The organism is Dysosmobacter sp. Phy (assembly GCF_054476235.1).
Genome location: NZ_CM136997.1, coordinates 2,525,113 through 2,540,616 on the forward strand (window position 1 = coordinate 2,525,113; position 15,504 = coordinate 2,540,616).

The following is a 15,504-nucleotide window of genomic DNA, read 5'->3' on the forward strand; positions in this document are numbered from 1 at the left end:
ATATTTTCCCTCTATACTCTCCATGAAAACACATGGAGAGTATTTTTTTGCTCCCTATGGAGAAAGGGGCTTTTTTATGGAATTAAAAACAATCGGGCTGACAAAAAAGTTCGGTTCTAAAACTGCCGTGGACGATTTGAATATTACCTTAACAAATGGAGTCTACGGCTTACTGGGTGCAAATGGCGCAGGGAAAACAACACTTATGCGTCTGCTCTGCAATATCCAAAATCCTACTTCCGGGAAAATTCTGCTGAACGGAAAAAACATTGTTGGGCTGGGTGAACGCTATCGCAATCTTTTGGGCTACTTGCCCCAGCACTTCGGATATTACCCAGATTTTTCAGCGTTTGACTTTCTTCTCTATATTTCTGCCCTAAAAGGGTTGGACGAGAAGGCGGCTCGGAAGAAGTCAAAGGAGCTGCTGGAAGCGGTAGACTTATCGAGGGAAAGTAAGCACAAAATCAAAACCTTTTCCGGGGGTATGAAACAGCGTTTAGGGATTGCACAAGCTATGCTCAATGACCCTCATATTTTGATTTTGGACGAGCCGACAGCGGGCCTTGACCCGAAAGAGCGTGTTCGTTTCCGCAATTTAATCAGCGCCTTTTCCAAAGATCGCATCGTGATCCTGTCCACGCATATTGTTTCCGATGTGGAGTTTATCGCAGAGGACATCATTATGATGAAATCCGGGCAAATCATTCACTTTGGGAATCCGAAGGAGATTACCTCTGAAATCGACGGGCAAGTGTGGGAATGTACGGTTCCGACTGCCTATGCAGAAAAATATGCGGCCGCCTACAATACGAGCAATCTGCGGAATACCAGTGAAAACTATACAATTTTGCGGATAATTGGAGATCGTCCGCCGCTGGAAAATGCGATAAGGGTGCAGCCCACGTTGGAAGATTTGTACCTGTACTATTTCAAAGGGGGCTGTGAAAAATGAAAAAACTTATTCTTTTTGAACTGCGAAAAGTATTCTCAAAGCGTTTGGCGCTGATCGCTATAATTGGAATTCTCCTGTTCTCTGCCTTGCTATCCTTTTCCACATTTCAAAACAAATATGCGTTTGACAAGAATATCGGTGAAGGTACTGGCAAAACAGCGGTAGAAATCGACAAGGAAATTGCAGCAAAGTATGAAGGAATCCTGACAGATGAAAAAGCGCAGCAAATGATGTCTGATTTTGCACCGACATCAGATTTACATGGACTGAACGCAATCTATGTATATCAAAACGCCATGCAATCGGCAGCCTTTTCACGTTTTTCTGATAAAGACGGAAATTGGAACGGATTAAGTGTTTCTGATGTGTTTGGCAATGAAGAAATCAAAATTGGCTATGTGGACGGTTGGCTTTCCACCAGCCGAAACATGGTGCGGGTTTTTGTCGCGCTTGCTCTTGCGGTCATCATCATGCTTGCTCCGATTTTCTCCGGCGAGTATGAAGGTGTTGATAATATCATATTGACAAGCAAGTACGGTAAAACCAAATGCGCTACTGCAAAGGTGGTTGCAGGTATTATCACCGCCATTCTCACTACCACGCTGGTTGCATCATTTAACCTGCTTCTTGCTTTTGTTTTTTATGGAACAGAAGGGTTGGATTGCAGTATTTTATTTGCCCCCAGTGACTATGTGGAAGCGTTTATCCCTTTTAATATCACCTGCGGTACGCTGCTCAAATATCAAATTCTGTTGGCGTTTACCTGTACCCTCAGCATTACTGGAATTACACTGTTCCTGTCTGCAATCAGTAAAAATCAGATTGTAGCTTTGGTTGCGGCGATGGCAATTTTTCTTTTTCCCATCTTGCTGCCAATCACGGAAGTAAATCCATTGTTCCGATTGGTCGGGCTTCTTCCCATTTATCATGTGTTGGCCATTTCGCTTCTGTCGGTAGAACAAATGAGCAACGGTATGCTGTATGCGATATGGGCAATTCCGGCAGCACTGCTCTTGTTGGGAGTTGGTGCAAGTATCTCTCGCCGGGCATTTGCAAAGCATCAAGTTTTATAAATCATTCGCACAGAGCCGCTAACAGCAGATTTGCGCGAAGTCAAAAATGGCGGCTTTGAAATACGAAATCAAAGCCGCCGTTTTCTTTTTGAAAAATGAGAATACGGGGGGTGTGTTAAAGTCGCCCTTTTTTAAGGACACGGCGGTATCTGGGAGGTATCGCCGTGTCCATTTTTATTTGTAACAATCCACCTAATACTTTTTGGTCAAAAAAAGCTATTACCCGCCGTCGGGATATTCCGACCATGAAGATGAACAAATAAATCATGTAAATACATCTATCAATTCCTTTGCGCCTATCCGCATTTTGCGGATGGGCGCTTTTTGCCGTTTATGTGGGCCTTCGTCACCTGACGGAGCCTTTCATAAAAATTTCTTCCCGCCTTCGGTTGCCAAAATTGCCATCTCTGGATTACTAAGGCGAAAGGGAGGAGATCACCACCCCGCACCCGTTGCGGCGCGAAGGGAGGTGAGAAAATGAAAGACTCCTATGAGCAGCGTATTCAAAATCAGTTTGGCGCTTTCTGTGTCAAGGTTTTGAAGAATGAAGCTTTGCATATCCAACGGGATTATGCTGGCCTTCGAGATCAGGAAAAATCCTTCGGAGAGCTAACCACCTCCGAGCTGGAGCAAACCGCTGTGTGGGACAAGCACTTTATGAGAGAGCATGTCTTTGAAGTGCTGGGACTTCCGGTGGTCGTGACCGGCGATCTTTTGGCTGATGCCTTGGCGCAGCTGCCGGAGGGCAAGCGGGATGTTATCCTGCTATCCTACTTCCTGGAAATGACGGACCGTGAGATCAGCGAGAAGCTGAACATCGTCCATCAGACCGTATCCAAGCGGCGGCTCGTTACGCTGAAAGAATTGCGCGAATATCTGATGAAGGAGGGATTTGAATGGCCGGACAAGTGAAGCCGATTCCGGTGCCGGTGATTCTGGCAGCCGTAAGCGGTGACGAGAACGCCCTTGCCGCCGTGGTCGCTCACTATCAGAAGTACATTCGGGCTCTTGCCACCAGGCCTGTGAAGGACGAGTATGGGAACGAGTACCTGTATGTAGATGAAGATATGCGGCTCAGGCTGGAAACGAAGCTGATACATAGCATCGTGACGAGTTTCAAGGTGCTGCCAGCCTAAAAATGTCCGGGGCAAGTTTCTCTCCCTTTCCTTGCCCTAGCAATCTGGCAGCAGAGTTCATAGCTCTTTGACAAAGAAAGCCCGGCGGGAGGCCTCCGGCGCAGCATAAGGCAGACGGATACGATCTGTCTGTGTGGAGCCGGTCGGCCGGTGCGCCATGACCCTGTTGCAAGTCCGCAGGACGGGACCCCTACCAAACAGGTGAGCGACAAAACCGAGCCGTAAAACAGGTGTGGCAGCCTGTGGGCGAGGATGCGCAGACAGAATAATGAGACTCCCGCGTTGAACGCCCTCAAAGCATTGCGCGGCGCACCCATTAGCATGGGCCGGGGTGAGATTCCCGTGGAGCTGCGGCCAGCAGCCGTCCGTTTTTTGCCTCTTTCGTTTTCGACTATACGCAAATGAAAGGGGATTATTATGCAAGATCGTAATTCTGTTTCAAGCGGTAAAAAGCCGCAAGAAAACCCTTTGAAAGAAAAAACGACCTATCGCTTCGGCAATAGGTCGTTTGTCGTAGAGTCTGTTTTCAAAGAGGAAAGCCCGGATACCTTGGGTAGTGTCCTCCTTCGATTGATGAAGGCCGAAAATGAGAAAATGTAAACTTTCCATACTCGGCTGACACGGGCAGAGGACAGCGGTATAATTGTATTGGGAATACAAGATATGCTCTGTTCGGCTGTCCAGAAAGGAGGACTTATGAGACAGTCGAATAACAAAAAATCCCGTGATGTGACCGCTTTCCTCTACGAGCGGCTTTCCCGTGACGATAATCTGGAAGGTGAGAGTTACAGCATTGGCAATCAGAAAAAGCTGTTGACCAAAGTGGCAAAGGAGAAAGGCTACACCAACCTGGTCCATTTCCTGGACGATGGCATTTCCGGCGTCACGATGGACCGCCCTGGTTTTGTGGAGATGATCCAGCAGCTTGAGCAGGGGCGGGCCGCCGCAGTATTTGTCAAAGACCTTTCCCGCCTGGGCCGTAACTACATCGAGGTCGGCAGGCTGACCGAGGAATTTTTCCCGGAGCATGACATTCGCCTGGTGGCGGTATCCGATAACATCGACACCGCCGAGGGCGAGAATGAGTTGGCGCCGATCCGCAACCTGTTCAATGAGTGGTACGCCCGCGACATCAGCAAGAAGCGGCGTATCAGCAACAAAATCAAGGGAAATGCGGGTGAGCCGATGGGCCAGCCTCCCTACGGGTACATCAAAGACCCCAGCAATCCGAAACGATGGATCGTAGATGATGAAGCTGCCCAGGTGGTTCGGCGGATTTACAGCATGACCCTGGAAGGCTACGGGACGGAGCAGATTGCAGCCCAGCTTGAAAAGGACGAAATCCTTACCCCGCGTGCCTATTGGCTAAAGAAGGGCATCAAGCGGCCCGGAAAGGGCAAGCAGCAGCCCGCTACCAAGTGGAACAGTTCCACCGTGACCAAAATCCTGTCTTTGCAGGAGTATTGCGGCGACATTCTCAACTTCAAGACCTATTCTAAATCCTACAAGAACAAAAAGAGGTTGGAGAATGACCGTGAGAATTGGGTCATCTTCAAGGATGTCCACGAGCCGATCATCGAACGGTCTGTCTTTGAGCAGGTGCAGCAGAAGCGGGGTAAAATCCGTAAACGCCGCACCAACGAAGGCGAGCACAATATGTTCTCCGGCCTTCTGGTCTGTGCTGACTGCGGCTGCAATCTTCACTTCCATTTCAATCAGGGAAATCCGGAGATCAAGTATTTCAACTGCTCCAACTATAAGGGCAACCGTGGGAGCTGTACTTCCACCCACTATGTCCGAGTGGATTTTCTGGAACAGGTGGTGCTTGGTGAAATCCGGCGTCTGACGAAGTTCGCCAGTCTCTATGAGGACGAATTTCTGAAAGCAGTTATCGGGCACTCCCAGCAAGCGGCGGAGACCGACCGCAAGCTGAAGGAGAAGGAATTGAAGGCTCTGCTTGCCCGTGACGAGGAACTGGACGGGCTGTTTGAACGCATCTATGAGGACAATGTTTCCGGCAAACTCTCCGACGACCGTTTTGCGAAAATGTCCAGACGGTATGAGGACGAGCAAAAGGAACTGGTGGAGAAAATCAAAAAGCTCCGCTCCGAAATCGAGAAGCAGAGCAGTCAGGCCATGACCACGGATATGTTCATCTCTTTGGTGCGAAAGTACACCCGCGCACGCAAACTCACGCCCCGGATGCTCAACGAATTGGTTGAGAAGATCGAGGTTTATAATGCGGAGAAAATTGATGGTGTATGGGAGCAGCGGCTTCGCATCCATTATAACTGCGTGGGAGAAATCACAATCCCTAAAATGCTGCCCCTGCCCATCCCTGATGTGACCGTCAATACCCGAAAGGGCGTGTTCGTCAACTACATCCCAGCCGAAATCGCCGGATGAAAACAACAAAAAAAGACGAGTGTTCTTACAGCTTTTCAAATGCTATAAGAACACTCGCCATGGTCCGAGTGGCGGGATTTGGACCCGCGGCCTCTTGGCCCCGAACAGCTCCCGGGGATTTTTTGTGATGATTTTTAGCTGTTTCCGCTGTTTTCTGCTCCGAGTGGGCTGCTTTCCGGAACGTTCCGGAAGCAAGGACTCCGTCCGCTCCGCCGGTGTCTGTGACGGAAGGTGTGTTCAAACCGGCGGGACGGCAGTGCGCCCCGCCCGGCGCTTTGCACAGATCGGCGGATGAGGCACCTTGAAACTTGAAAGTAGGGGCGGCACGGGAGAAGAATGCGGATTGTCCTCCGACGGCGCCTGTGCTATGATGAGGGAAAAGACAGGAGGGAGCGCAGACCATGGAGAAAAAGAGGTGCAGCTGGGCCAACCCAAAGAATCCCCTGTATATCCGATACCACGACGAGGAGTGGGGCGTCCCTGTCCACGACGACCGGAGGCTGTTTGAAATGCTGATTTTGGAGAGCTTCCAGGCGGGGCTCTCCTGGGAGTGCATCCTCAACAAGCGGGAGGCCTTCCGCCGGGCCTTCGACGGCTTCGACCTGGAGAAGGTCTGCGCATACGGCGAGGAAAAGCTGGCGGCGCTGAAGCAGGACCCCGGCATCGTCCGCAACAAGCTGAAGATCCGCGCCGCCGTGAACAACGCCCGGATCTTCCGGGCCATCCGGCAGGAGTGGGGGAGCTTCGACCGCTACCTCTGGCACTGGACGGAGGGGAAAACGGTCTTTGAGACGGGCAGGGTCAGCTCGGAGCTGTCGGACGCGGTCTCAGAGGACCTGAAACGACGGGGCATGAAGTTCGTGGGGACCGTCATCATCTACTCCTACCTGCAAGCGGTGGGGGTCATCAACTCCCACGAGGAGACCTGCTTTTGCAGGGACTCAATCAGAGAATAGCCGGATGCAGCACAAGAGGGACAGCCGAAGAACGGCTGTCCCTCTTTTCCTGTCGTCGGGCAGAGGGACGCTCCGTAAGCCGGGATTGAAGAAATTTCCGGGACGCACTATAATGAAAGACAGCGTTCCCCGTGAGCGCAAAAGGACGATATAGGCGGCGGGGACGCTCCGCATCGCCTGCACCGGCAGAAGGAGGACACCATGGAATCAAAGGAAACTTCCAAGAAGCGGTTTTATCTCAAATGGCCCTGGAATGTGCTGGTTTACATCATTCTGGTGGTGGTGCTGCGCATTTTTGCCATTCCGGTGATCCTCCTCATGATGTGGTGGAACAAAAAGCAGCAGCCGGACGGGCCGGAGGAAGGCTACTGCCTCCAGCGGACCCGTGGACGGCTCACCGGACTGATCTGGGCGGCCCTCTGTCTGGCCGGCGGCGGACTTGCCATCTGGTTCTTCCTGGCGGTCCGGACCATGCCCTACGAGATGGAGCGGTTGAAAGAAGAGATCAGCTTCGGCTACTACCTGATCCCCGTGGCGGGCGCGGCTGCCATTCTGGTGGGCCTGTTCCTGGCCTACCGGAGCCTGCGGGACGCCCTGGCGCCGGAGAAGAGCGCCCTGGCCCAGTCCATCCGCGATCAGCTCCCCTATCCCGACGAGGCGCCGCCGGTGAAGGAGCTCTTCGCCATGGTGGACCAGGACCTGAAGGCCAACGGCCAGTGGTGCGGCAGGCTGGGCGTTGGCAGGGAGTGGGTGCTGGGAGACGAAGTCTCCGCCATCCCCCGCATCCGGGGCGTGTTCAGCCGGGAGGAGCACCGCATCCGCCGGGCCGGCAAGCGCAACCAGGCGGTCCACATTTACGAGATCTGGATCGTGGATGACCGCCGGAAGCGGCAGGTCACCACGCTGCGCTCCCGGAAGGAGCTGGAGGAGGCCATGGACTGCCTGCGGCGCCGGGCCCCTGCCGCCGTGTTCGGCGTCTACGACTCTAAGGAGTACAAGGACCTGGTCTATACGGAAGAGGACGAGCAGCAGTACGCCCAGGAGCGGGCCTACCGCCAGCGGCAGGCCCGGTTCGAGGAACAGCAGCGGGAAGAGCGGGAGCGGCAGGCCCAGAACCAGGTGCTCACCCTGCCGGACGGCTCCGTGACCTCCCGCATCACCGAGGACACCATCCGTCAGCTGCTGCGCCAGCCCGACCAGACGGGAAAGGCCGCGGCCTTCCAGCTGGTGCCCGGCATCCCCTTCCAGGGGCAGGGCCAAACCTTCAGCCGTCTGGTGGGTCTGGCCGGCGGCATGGCGCAGCCCACCCGCATTCTGATGGAGGAGTTCTCCGGCACGCCCGGCGTGCCCGGACAGTACACCTGGACCCGGGATATGCTCTCCGGCGAGGCGGAGGAGGTGCTCCAGGGCTGGCTGCGGGGCCAGATCCCCTCTCTGGAGAACTGGACGAAGATGGAGCGCTCCGGCAGCACCTGGCAGCAGGTGCTGGAGCGCCGGAGCAGAGGCCCCGCCCCCACTCCGCCCCAGCCTCATCCGGACTGGCCCTGGCTCCTGACCGTGGGCGGGAATTCCGGCAGTACGTCCGATTTCGGCTGGAGCGACGTGGAAAAGGCCCTGTGGGAACTGGACCAGGAGACGGACAGCTACCTGATCCTGGAGCAGAAGGACCCCCAGGTCCCGGACACCTGCTGGTTCATCCAGTGCGCCGTGGCCCGGCAGGGCCCGGACCAGGGCAGCTATGCGGTGGAGATCGGCTGCACCGCGCCGGAGGGTTCCCGCCTGTGGACGCAGATCGTGCCGGATATGCAGGCGGCCATCGACGATTTTTACGACGCCTATGACCGCGGGAGCCTGGATGTCTCCGGCTTCCGGGAGACGGTGCTTTGAGCGCCAAGACCGGGAGGGATCTCACCATGAAAGAGCGGATCGGATACTGCGGGCTGGACTGCGCGGCCTGCGACGCATACCTTGCCACGGTCCATGACGACCAGGCCCTGCGGGAAAAGACGGCCAGACTGTGGTCTGAATTAAACCAGGCCCCCATCCTGCCGGAGCACATCAACTGTCTGGGGTGCCGGGGAGACGGGGTCAAGACGGTGTTCTGCGAACACCTTTGCGCCGTCCGCCAGTGCGCCCTGCAAAAGGGCGTGACCACCTGCGGCACCTGCCCGGAGCTGGAGCGCTGCCCGACGGTGGGGGCTGTCCTTCGGAACAGCCCGGACGCCAAAAAGAACCTGGAGGCCATGCGGTCTGCGGATCACGCCTGACAGGGCGGAAGGAGGACATACGGATGGGACGGTTTTTCAGCGACCCGGTGGAACGGGCCCTCAAGTACATCTACTACGACCTGCGCGCCGGACGGGGGCAGGAGGGCCTTCAGCTGCTCCAGCAGGCGGTACAGGAGGGGGATGCCGACGCCTGCTGCCTGCTGGCCCGGTGCCTGTACGGGCCGGAGTACACCTGGCCCGGCCACAATTTCCCCCAGGACGAGCGGGCGGGCGACGAACTCATGCGCCGCTCCGTGCTGGAGGGCAGCGCCATTGGGGCGCTGCTGTCCCTGCGCTGCGGCGTGATGGACCGGCAGCTGGCCCAGGCCATGCCCATGACGCTCCAGGAGGCCTTTGACACCGTGCTGGACAAGGCGGAGCACGGGGAGCCCCTGTGCCAGATGATCGTCGGCAACGCCTACTACTGGGGCGATTTCCCGGAGATCCAGGGCAAGACCCGGGAGGATTTTGACAGCGACGACGCCGTCCGGAGCTATCTGCGGGAGAATTACGCCAAGTGCGAGGACTGGCTGTGGAAGTCCATGCGCAGCGGAAATTCCGGCGGCGTTAACCTGGCCAATTTCTACCGGGAGGGGAAGTCGGGGCTCATATCGCCCCGGCCGGAACGAGCCGTCGAGGTGTACCGCTACGGGGCGGAACAGGGCGATCCGGCCTACCTCTTTTACTATTCCAACGAGCTCTACGACCAGGGGAAAAAGGGCGAGGCCTTTGATCTCTACCGGAATGCGGCGGAGGCAGGCGAGCCCCGGGCCTTCTTCTGGGCGGGCTACTCCTACGAGCTGGGCGACGGCGTGCCCAAGGACAACGCCCAGGCCGCCCAATATTACCAGCAGGCCCTCTCGGCCCCCATCCAGGCAAAAGTGAATCCCGCCAACCGGCTGGGCATGTGCTACTATGACAGCCGGGGCGTGGAGCGGGACTATGCCAAGGCCTTCCAGCTTTTGAAGTGGGCGGAGGACCACGGTGGTCCGGCCATGCTTTACTACCTGGGCGCCTGCTACGCCAACGGCCAGGGGACTCAGCAGGATTACGCCAAAGCCTTTACCTATCTGGATCAGGTCGACTGGGACTGCCCTCAGGCGTTTTATCTCCTGGGGAAGATGTACTGCAACGGCCTGGGCGTTCCGGAGGACATCGCCAAGGGCGTGGAATATCTCCAGAGGGCCGGCGATTATGTGGAAGTCAAAGAGGAATTGAGCCACTATAAAAAGACGTTCTTCGGCAAGTGGGTCCGGCGGTGAGCCGGTCCCTGCGGAGAGATCATATCACGGAATACCGGGGGAGGACCGCGCCTGAATAGGGCGCGGTCCTCCCGGTGTTTGATTGGCGGCGCGGTCCTCATTCCTTTGCGCCGGCTGTCTCTTTCAAAAGTGGGCGCAGCTGTTCATATTCCGGGCTGCCCCGGAAGAAGGCGAACTCCTGGCTGTGTTCCAGATCCTCTGTGATCCGGTCGTAGAGGGACCGGGCCAGGGCCGTCAGATCCCCGTCTCCCATGTGGCGGTAAAGGGGGCACGCCTGGGGGTTCCAGGGCTCCTTCAGCACGGGCAGGATGTGGCGGAGGGCGGCCAGACAGGCGGCCCTGTCCTGCCGGAGGGAGGCCAGCTGGAATTTGGCGGTGTAGGGGATCCACTTGGTCACATGGAGCAGGCTGGAGACCTGCTGATAGGTGTCCGCGCAGAACTGGGCATCCTGTGGGCGGCCCTCTTGTTCCGCGATCTCCATCAGATGGATGAGAGCCGTCTGTAGCTTTGTGGCGCTCTGTAAGATCCGGTGCTCCCAGAGCCGCTGGGCATCCTCCCACTTCTCCTGCTGGGTGTAGAGGGTGGCCAGCTGCTCCTCCTTGTCGATGCGGGTGGAGGGGATCGTGTTGATGAGTTCCTCCGCCCGGGCGAAGTCCTTCCGGTTGCGGTGATAGGCGATGCACATGGTGAGGGCGGCGTCCCGGATCTCCGGCGTCTGGCTGTGGGACATGGTCTCATAAAAGGGCATCAGCCGCTCCGTATAGTCGTCCGGATTTGGAACGCCGTAGAGAAAGCGGGCCCCGTCCAGGTAAAAGATCACCGAATACATCAGGGCCTCACAGTTGGGGTACTGGTGGATCTCATCCATCCCCCGCTGAAAGGCGGCCTCATACCCCTCTTCACGGATCATTTTGTCCAAGTCGTTGGTAAAACGGGCGATCTCCTCAGCCGTCAGGTCCTCCCGGAAGGACAGCAGGGTGTTGAGGTCGGTATGCAGCACCCGGGCCAGGGCGGGCAGGGTGGTGATGTCGGGGTAGGTGGTCCCTTTCTCCCATTTGTGGACCGCCGGAGCGGACACTCCCAGCAGGTCTGCCAGCTGCTCCTGGGTCAGGGACTGCGCCCTTCGCTTTTCCCGAATGATCTCTCCAATTTTCATACGGCACCTCCGGTTCTGGTACTTCCATGATACCAGAGCCGGGAGGCCGGAGCAATGGCCTGGTCGTTCAGCAGACGGACGGAAAAAATAACCGCCGGTTAAATGGATCTCCTCAAAAGCTGCGCCGCTGTAAACAATAGCAGGGCCCTGTGTCCAGGAGCAAAAACTTCAAAAAATATTCATGCCTTGCCCATGCTCTCCATGTTATACTCTCAGGACCTGATCCAAAAAGAGAAAACACCAGGGAGGTTTGATATGAAGCGTATCGTCACAAACGGGATCACCAATCTGGAGCCGCTGATCGGCAGCTGTGACTGGTACTGGGGCGCCGACTATGCCAGCGGAGATCTGTACGAGGCGGAGGAGCTGTTCCGCAGCGGACATCCCGTTCAGAAAAACCGGCTTATCCTGGTCCATCGCCCGGAGGGCACGGTCTATGAGCCCATCCGCACGGAACCGGGGCAGTATCTGGGCCGGCCGGTGTACCGCGACGGACAGGTGGTACTGCTGCTGGTGGACTTCCCAAAGGCAGAGATCCGCATCCTGGTCTTCCGCGAGACGGACGGGACCACGGAGCCGCTGGCGGTGCTGCCGCTCACCATGGTGGAGGACTGCTACAACCTGATGCTGGAGGCGTCGCCCCTTCTGCTGACCCGGTCGGCCCATGACAACCAGTTCCAGATCCTCTGGCCGGAGCGCCGGTACTTTGCGGTGGAGGACCATGAGGTTTTTGAGTTTCTGGAAGGAAACAGGCTGTATACTTCGGTCTGGTACGAGGACCCGGACTACCGGGAGGAAGTCCTGGTGCGGGATTATGAGACCGGAGAAGTGCTGGAGCGGATCCCGGGGAACCTCCGCACCATGCCGGACGGACAGCATTGGCTTTTGGTGTGAGGAGGTGGCTTTCCATGTGGCTGAAAATTGTGCGGGATATGCTGCTTCATGGGACGACGGACGGAGCGGACTTGGAGCGGGTCTCCAGGCGGACATGGAGGCTCTGCCTTCTCATCACCTCTGCGCTGCTCCTGTCGGTCATTGTATGCCTGTTCCTGGCGGCCTTCCTGCCGGGGGACCGGAGCTTCCTGCGAAGAGCGGGCTTTCTGTTTCTGGGGCTGGGAGCTGTTTTCCGCTATCTGGAGATTCTGAAATCTGCGAAGAGAAACGGAGAGAAGAAACCGTGATGAAGCCGAATATAGAAAAAACAAGGGCCTATTACCGTGCGCTGGGCCCTGAGAACATCTGCGACTGCGCTTACTGCCGGAACTATTGCGCCAGAGTCAAGGCGGCCTATCCGGAGGTGGCCCGGTATCTGGACTCCCTGGGGGTGGACATCGAAAAGCCCTTTGAGACCTCTCCGCTGGAGCCGGACGAGAAGGGAGATCTGGAATACTGCGTCTGCCAGTATGTGGTCCTAGGCACCTGCCCGGAGGACTTCAACCACCGGATCGGAGATGTGTCCTTTGGCCGCTCGGACTGCCATCCCGATCCGAAAGTTGAGGAGGAGCACTTTGTGCTGGACCTCTATTCCATCCATCTGCCCTTTGAAGAAACGGAGGTATCTGACGATGAAACGACTGAACCGCAAAGCTGAAATAGAGCCGGCGGCGGAAAAGCATCCTCCCCTGGATGACCTGCATCCGGCCCACAGCAAGGAGTTTGAGTTCCAGGGGTGCGTGGAGGTGCCCATGGAGCTTTCGGAGGACCAGTTCCTGGACCTATTTTTGGCGTTCATCGAGGCCAACCACTGGAGCTTCGGCGGCGGTGTGCGGACCATCGTCGACGGCTACTATCTCAACGCGGACGGCACGCCGGGCGAGCCGGTCTGGCCGGAAGAGGATGAGTAAGCAGGGCTGTGTGGCACTACGGCGGAACAGAGTTGTGGACTTGTGGGCATCGGAGACTGAGAGAGAACAGATCACGAAAGGAGCGCGGCGCCATGCTGTACAGCTTCCATCCCGTGAGGCGGCCCGGCAGACGGCGGAGCACTATTTGTCCGCCGTTCCCGGCTTTCGGGATCACCCCTGTACATACGAGATCACGGAAAAGCCGGTGATCGGGACCGCCGGCTCATCCCAAACGGTCCACATGATCTGGGGCTGGGATGAGGACGCGAACGGGAACGAGACAGGCATCTGGAGCAGCGGCTGCTACACGGACGAGCAGGACGCCCAGCGGGCCCTCGACGAAGCCCGGCAGCGCATGAAAAGGCAGATGTGGAGCCTGGACGCCTATCGGATCGGCCAGTGCCACTGGGGGGAGGGATTTGTGCGGATCGCTGCTTCTAAACAGAAGCGCTGCCCGGATGAGCAGCCGCTGCTTCCCCAGGGGATCACCGGATTTTGAAGCGTAAGCGAAACGCCCCCTCCGTTTCTGGACGAGCAGGCATTCCGCCGGATGTGCCATGCATTGGCCCGGGAGAGCGGCGGGACGGCGGCGGAAGTGGATACGGACACTGCTGCAAGGAACTTCTGCCTTGCTGAGATCCGGCGGTATGACGCTTCTGCTTTCCTCTTGCAGAACATCCACTATCCCTATGCGGCCTTTGTCAGGAAGACCCCCTCTGTCGGATTTATCTGGACCCGCTAGCCGGAGTGACTCCGGCTGCCGGAAGGCCCGGTGCGCTTTTGGCCCCCCAACGAGCTGACCCAGGACTGGCGCGGCCTCTGCGGGGAACTGAGCACGGCGGAACTGGAGCAGATCCGCTATTGGAGCCCACAGGGGCAAAGGCGGCGCTGAAAGCATGAAAAACACCCGCCGGGGATGCCCCGGCGGGTGTGTGCTTCCTATGAAAAAGAGGTGTTTTTCCGGGCGCTGTCCCGGAAGCGGAACGCGCCGCACCTTCTCCGTTTTGCACAAACGGCGCCTTTCAGGAGGGGAAGCGGCGGTCCAGCGGGAGATCGCCAACTGTGGCGCGGCCTGTGGTCACCGGGAAAACGGGAAAATTCAACCGAATAAATACAACAAAAAAGTTACGATTTTTGCAGAAAATAAGCAAAAACCGCAACTTTTTTGGTCCGAGTGGCGGGATTTGAACCCACGGCCTCTTGGTCCCGAACCAAGCGCGCTACCAACTGCGCTACACCCGGATGCAGCTTGATTATTATACGGAATTTTCCTGCCGATGTCAAGGGGAAATCCCCGGCCGTGCAAATTGTGCCTGTAGGTTTGTCAAACATATTGGACGGCGAACTCTAAGGGGGAACACCAGTTGAGGGGCCTCATGGGGAAGTTGTTGGAGCGGCGGTTGTGAACGGCGAGCTGCTTTGCGAAGTCATCCAGGGAATAAAAGCTGTGGCAGGAATAGAAGCGTTTCTGGTCCTCACGGTGGCTGCGCTCCACCTTGCCGTTGTGGCGTGGGGTATAGGGACGGATGAGCTTGTGGCGGATGCCAAGCTCGGCGGCAGTTTTCTCAAATAGGGAAGGGCTGTCTTGTCTACCTGTGAGGAAGCGGTTGGTAAACTCTGGGCCATTGTCGGTCTGGACGCATTCCACCCGGATGCCCCGGCGGGCATACCAGCGGACCAGCTTTCTTAGAAAATCAGCGGAGGAAAAGGTGGACTGCTCGGGATAGGCGGCCAGGAAGCGCAGACGGGTAAACTCGTCAATAGCGGTGTACTGGAACAGGCGCAGCTCCGGGTCGGCGACGCAGCGGCGGGGCACCACCTTCACATCCACCTGGACACGCTGGCCGGGATAGGTCATCTGCTGGTAGGGCTTTGGCTTGTATGCTTTCTTCTTCTCGGCCGCAGGAAACAACCCCAGCTTGCGCATGACACGGAACAGGCTCTCCGGGCGGCGGGTATAGCCCCGCTGCCGCAACCGGTGCCACAGCTCCACCATGCCAAGGTTGGGATTCCTGCGGCGCAGGTCCCGGATCAGCTTCAGCTCCGCCTGTGTGTGCTGGTTGGGATGGTGGTGGGGCCGCCGGGACTGGCAGGCCAGGGATCCCGGTGTACCATCCCAGCGGTTCTTCCAGAAGTAGATGTACGACCGGCTTTTGTTGTACTTCCGGCTGGCTTTAGCTACTCCATATTTCTCCGCGTACTTCATCAGGGATTGCCTGTATGCCATGTCCTGTGTTATACTCTTGCTCATGAAGGATATGGCCCCCTCTCGTTCAGTTGTTGTCTGCAACTCCAACTTTAACCGATGAGGCCTTATCCTTCATCCTTTTTTATTCACTTGTCCAATATGTATTGTAGTCCTACAAAATCCCCTGCCGTGCAAATTGTGCCTGTCCGGCATATTCCCCGCCGGCCGGTCATACACTGCGGAAGAGACTGAACAAGGGGGGAG

17 protein-coding genes and 1 tRNA gene are annotated in these 15,504 nt (G+C 56.9%); 15 read left to right on the forward strand and 3 right to left on the reverse strand.

The window, feature by feature from the left end; all coding sequences use genetic code 11:
- Positions 1-76: 76 nt before the first annotated feature.
- From ACVDHE_RS12505 to ACVDHE_RS12545, 9 genes are all read left to right on the forward strand, one after another.
- The gene (locus ACVDHE_RS12505; protein ID WP_458886181.1) at positions 77-952 is read left to right on the forward strand and encodes an ABC transporter ATP-binding protein; all 876 of its coding nucleotides are present in this window, start codon (positions 77-79) and stop codon (positions 950-952) included.
- Positions 949-2,025, forward strand: a complete 1,077-nt coding sequence (locus ACVDHE_RS12510; protein ID WP_458884743.1) for an ABC transporter permease — start codon at positions 949-951, stop codon at positions 2,023-2,025. The genes ACVDHE_RS12505 and ACVDHE_RS12510 overlap by 4 nt, the downstream gene beginning before the upstream one ends.
- Positions 2,026-2,502: 477 nt before the next feature.
- The gene (locus ACVDHE_RS12515; RefSeq protein WP_458884744.1) at positions 2,503-2,937 is read left to right on the forward strand and encodes a sigma-70 family RNA polymerase sigma factor; all 435 of its coding nucleotides are present in this window, start codon (positions 2,503-2,505) and stop codon (positions 2,935-2,937) included.
- The gene (locus tag ACVDHE_RS12520) at positions 2,922-3,161 is read left to right on the forward strand and encodes a helix-turn-helix domain-containing protein (protein WP_458884745.1); all 240 of its coding nucleotides are present in this window, start codon (positions 2,922-2,924) and stop codon (positions 3,159-3,161) included. The genes ACVDHE_RS12515 and ACVDHE_RS12520 overlap by 16 nt, the downstream gene beginning before the upstream one ends.
- 696 nt (positions 3,162-3,857) lie before the next feature.
- Positions 3,858-5,567: a DUF4368 domain-containing protein gene (locus ACVDHE_RS12525; RefSeq protein WP_458884746.1), complete on the forward strand. Its 1,710-nt coding sequence runs from the start codon at positions 3,858-3,860 to the stop codon at positions 5,565-5,567.
- 401 nt (positions 5,568-5,968) lie between these two features.
- Positions 5,969-6,523 carry a DNA-3-methyladenine glycosylase I gene (locus tag ACVDHE_RS12530; RefSeq protein ID WP_458884747.1) on the forward strand — a complete coding sequence of 185 codons (555 nt, stop codon included), beginning with the start codon at positions 5,969-5,971 and terminating at the stop codon, positions 6,521-6,523.
- A 201-nt stretch (positions 6,524-6,724) separates the two neighbouring features.
- Positions 6,725-8,410, forward strand: a complete 1,686-nt coding sequence (locus tag ACVDHE_RS12535) for a hypothetical protein (RefSeq protein ID WP_458884748.1) — start codon at positions 6,725-6,727, stop codon at positions 8,408-8,410.
- Between the two features lie 26 nt (positions 8,411-8,436).
- The gene (locus ACVDHE_RS12540) at positions 8,437-8,790 is read left to right on the forward strand and encodes a DUF3795 domain-containing protein (protein WP_458884749.1); all 354 of its coding nucleotides are present in this window, start codon (positions 8,437-8,439) and stop codon (positions 8,788-8,790) included.
- 23 nt (positions 8,791-8,813) lie between these two features.
- Positions 8,814-10,052 (forward strand): tetratricopeptide repeat protein, encoded by a 1,239-nt coding sequence (locus ACVDHE_RS12545; RefSeq protein WP_458884750.1) that lies wholly within the window; start codon positions 8,814-8,816, stop codon positions 10,050-10,052.
- Positions 10,053-10,149: 97 nt separating this feature from the next.
- On the opposite strand, the gene ACVDHE_RS12550 is transcribed toward ACVDHE_RS12545, so the two are convergent.
- Positions 10,150-11,208 (reverse strand): helix-turn-helix domain-containing protein, encoded by a 1,059-nt coding sequence (locus ACVDHE_RS12550; protein ID WP_458884751.1) that lies wholly within the window; start codon positions 11,206-11,208, stop codon positions 10,150-10,152.
- Between the two features lie 255 nt (positions 11,209-11,463).
- Here ACVDHE_RS12550 and ACVDHE_RS12555 point away from each other — a divergent pair, with 255 nt between their 5' ends.
- Genes ACVDHE_RS12555 through ACVDHE_RS12580 form a run of 6 tightly spaced genes read left to right on the forward strand, consistent with a single transcriptional unit; the run spans position 11,464 to position 13,794 of the window.
- Positions 11,464-12,102: a hypothetical protein gene (locus ACVDHE_RS12555; protein ID WP_458884752.1), complete on the forward strand. Its 639-nt coding sequence runs from the start codon at positions 11,464-11,466 to the stop codon at positions 12,100-12,102.
- A gap of 14 nt (positions 12,103-12,116) precedes the next feature.
- A complete protein-coding gene (locus ACVDHE_RS12560; RefSeq protein ID WP_458884753.1) occupies positions 12,117-12,389 on the forward strand; it encodes a hypothetical protein in 273 nt (90 codons plus the stop codon).
- Positions 12,389-12,799, forward strand: coding sequence for a hypothetical protein (locus ACVDHE_RS12565; RefSeq protein ID WP_418725998.1), 411 nt, complete (start codon positions 12,389-12,391; stop codon positions 12,797-12,799). The genes ACVDHE_RS12560 and ACVDHE_RS12565 overlap by 1 nt, the downstream gene beginning before the upstream one ends.
- Entirely contained in the window at positions 12,774-13,052 is a 279-nt protein-coding gene (locus tag ACVDHE_RS12570; RefSeq protein ID WP_458884754.1) for a hypothetical protein, read from the forward strand. Before ACVDHE_RS12565 ends, ACVDHE_RS12570 begins: the two co-directional genes overlap by 26 nt.
- 34 nt (positions 13,053-13,086) lie before the next feature.
- Positions 13,087-13,551: a hypothetical protein gene (locus tag ACVDHE_RS12575; protein ID WP_458884755.1), complete on the forward strand. Its 465-nt coding sequence runs from the start codon at positions 13,087-13,089 to the stop codon at positions 13,549-13,551.
- Positions 13,552-13,602: 51 nt separating this feature from the next.
- Positions 13,603-13,794, forward strand: coding sequence for a hypothetical protein (locus ACVDHE_RS12580; RefSeq protein WP_418725995.1), 192 nt, complete (start codon positions 13,603-13,605; stop codon positions 13,792-13,794).
- A 424-nt stretch (positions 13,795-14,218) separates the two neighbouring features.
- Here ACVDHE_RS12580 and ACVDHE_RS12585 read toward each other — a convergent pair.
- Both ACVDHE_RS12585 and ACVDHE_RS12590 read right to left on the reverse strand, forming a co-directional pair.
- Positions 14,219-14,294: transfer RNA gene (locus ACVDHE_RS12585), tRNA-Pro, on the reverse strand.
- Between the two features lie 82 nt (positions 14,295-14,376).
- Positions 14,377-15,303 (reverse strand): DDE-type integrase/transposase/recombinase, encoded by a 927-nt coding sequence (locus ACVDHE_RS12590; protein WP_418724639.1) that lies wholly within the window; start codon positions 15,301-15,303, stop codon positions 14,377-14,379.
- Positions 15,304-15,504 lie beyond the last annotated feature (201 nt).

What these genes read in the sequence shown, in the direction of transcription:
- ACVDHE_RS12560 (WP_458884753.1), top strand. Translation starts at nt 12,117, where the DNA reads ATGTGGCTGAAAATTGTGCGGGATATGCTGCTTCATGGGACGACGGAC.
- ACVDHE_RS12580 (WP_418725995.1), top strand. Translation starts at nt 13,603, where the DNA reads ATGTGCCATGCATTGGCCCGGGAGAGCGGCGGGACGGCGGCGGAAGTG.
- ACVDHE_RS12535 (WP_458884748.1), top strand. Translation starts at nt 6,725, where the DNA reads ATGGAATCAAAGGAAACTTCCAAGAAGCGGTTTTATCTCAAATGGCCC.
- ACVDHE_RS12505 (WP_458886181.1), top strand. Translation starts at nt 77, where the DNA reads ATGGAATTAAAAACAATCGGGCTGACAAAAAAGTTCGGTTCTAAAACT.
- ACVDHE_RS12565 (WP_418725998.1), top strand. Translation starts at nt 12,389, where the DNA reads ATGAAGCCGAATATAGAAAAAACAAGGGCCTATTACCGTGCGCTGGGC.
- ACVDHE_RS12510 (WP_458884743.1), top strand. Translation starts at nt 949, where the DNA reads ATGAAAAAACTTATTCTTTTTGAACTGCGAAAAGTATTCTCAAAGCGT.
- ACVDHE_RS12570 (WP_458884754.1), top strand. Translation starts at nt 12,774, where the DNA reads ATGAAACGACTGAACCGCAAAGCTGAAATAGAGCCGGCGGCGGAAAAG.
- ACVDHE_RS12545 (WP_458884750.1), top strand. Translation starts at nt 8,814, where the DNA reads ATGGGACGGTTTTTCAGCGACCCGGTGGAACGGGCCCTCAAGTACATC.
- ACVDHE_RS12530 (WP_458884747.1), top strand. Translation starts at nt 5,969, where the DNA reads ATGGAGAAAAAGAGGTGCAGCTGGGCCAACCCAAAGAATCCCCTGTAT.
- ACVDHE_RS12555 (WP_458884752.1), top strand. Translation starts at nt 11,464, where the DNA reads ATGAAGCGTATCGTCACAAACGGGATCACCAATCTGGAGCCGCTGATC.
- ACVDHE_RS12520 (WP_458884745.1), top strand. Translation starts at nt 2,922, where the DNA reads ATGGCCGGACAAGTGAAGCCGATTCCGGTGCCGGTGATTCTGGCAGCC.
- ACVDHE_RS12540 (WP_458884749.1), top strand. Translation starts at nt 8,437, where the DNA reads ATGAAAGAGCGGATCGGATACTGCGGGCTGGACTGCGCGGCCTGCGAC.
- ACVDHE_RS12590 (WP_418724639.1), bottom strand. Translation starts at nt 15,303, where the DNA reads ATGAGCAAGAGTATAACACAGGACATGGCATACAGGCAATCCCTGATG.
- ACVDHE_RS12525 (WP_458884746.1), top strand. Translation starts at nt 3,858, where the DNA reads ATGAGACAGTCGAATAACAAAAAATCCCGTGATGTGACCGCTTTCCTC.
- ACVDHE_RS12550 (WP_458884751.1), bottom strand. Translation starts at nt 11,208, where the DNA reads ATGAAAATTGGAGAGATCATTCGGGAAAAGCGAAGGGCGCAGTCCCTG.
- ACVDHE_RS12515 (WP_458884744.1), top strand. Translation starts at nt 2,503, where the DNA reads ATGAAAGACTCCTATGAGCAGCGTATTCAAAATCAGTTTGGCGCTTTC.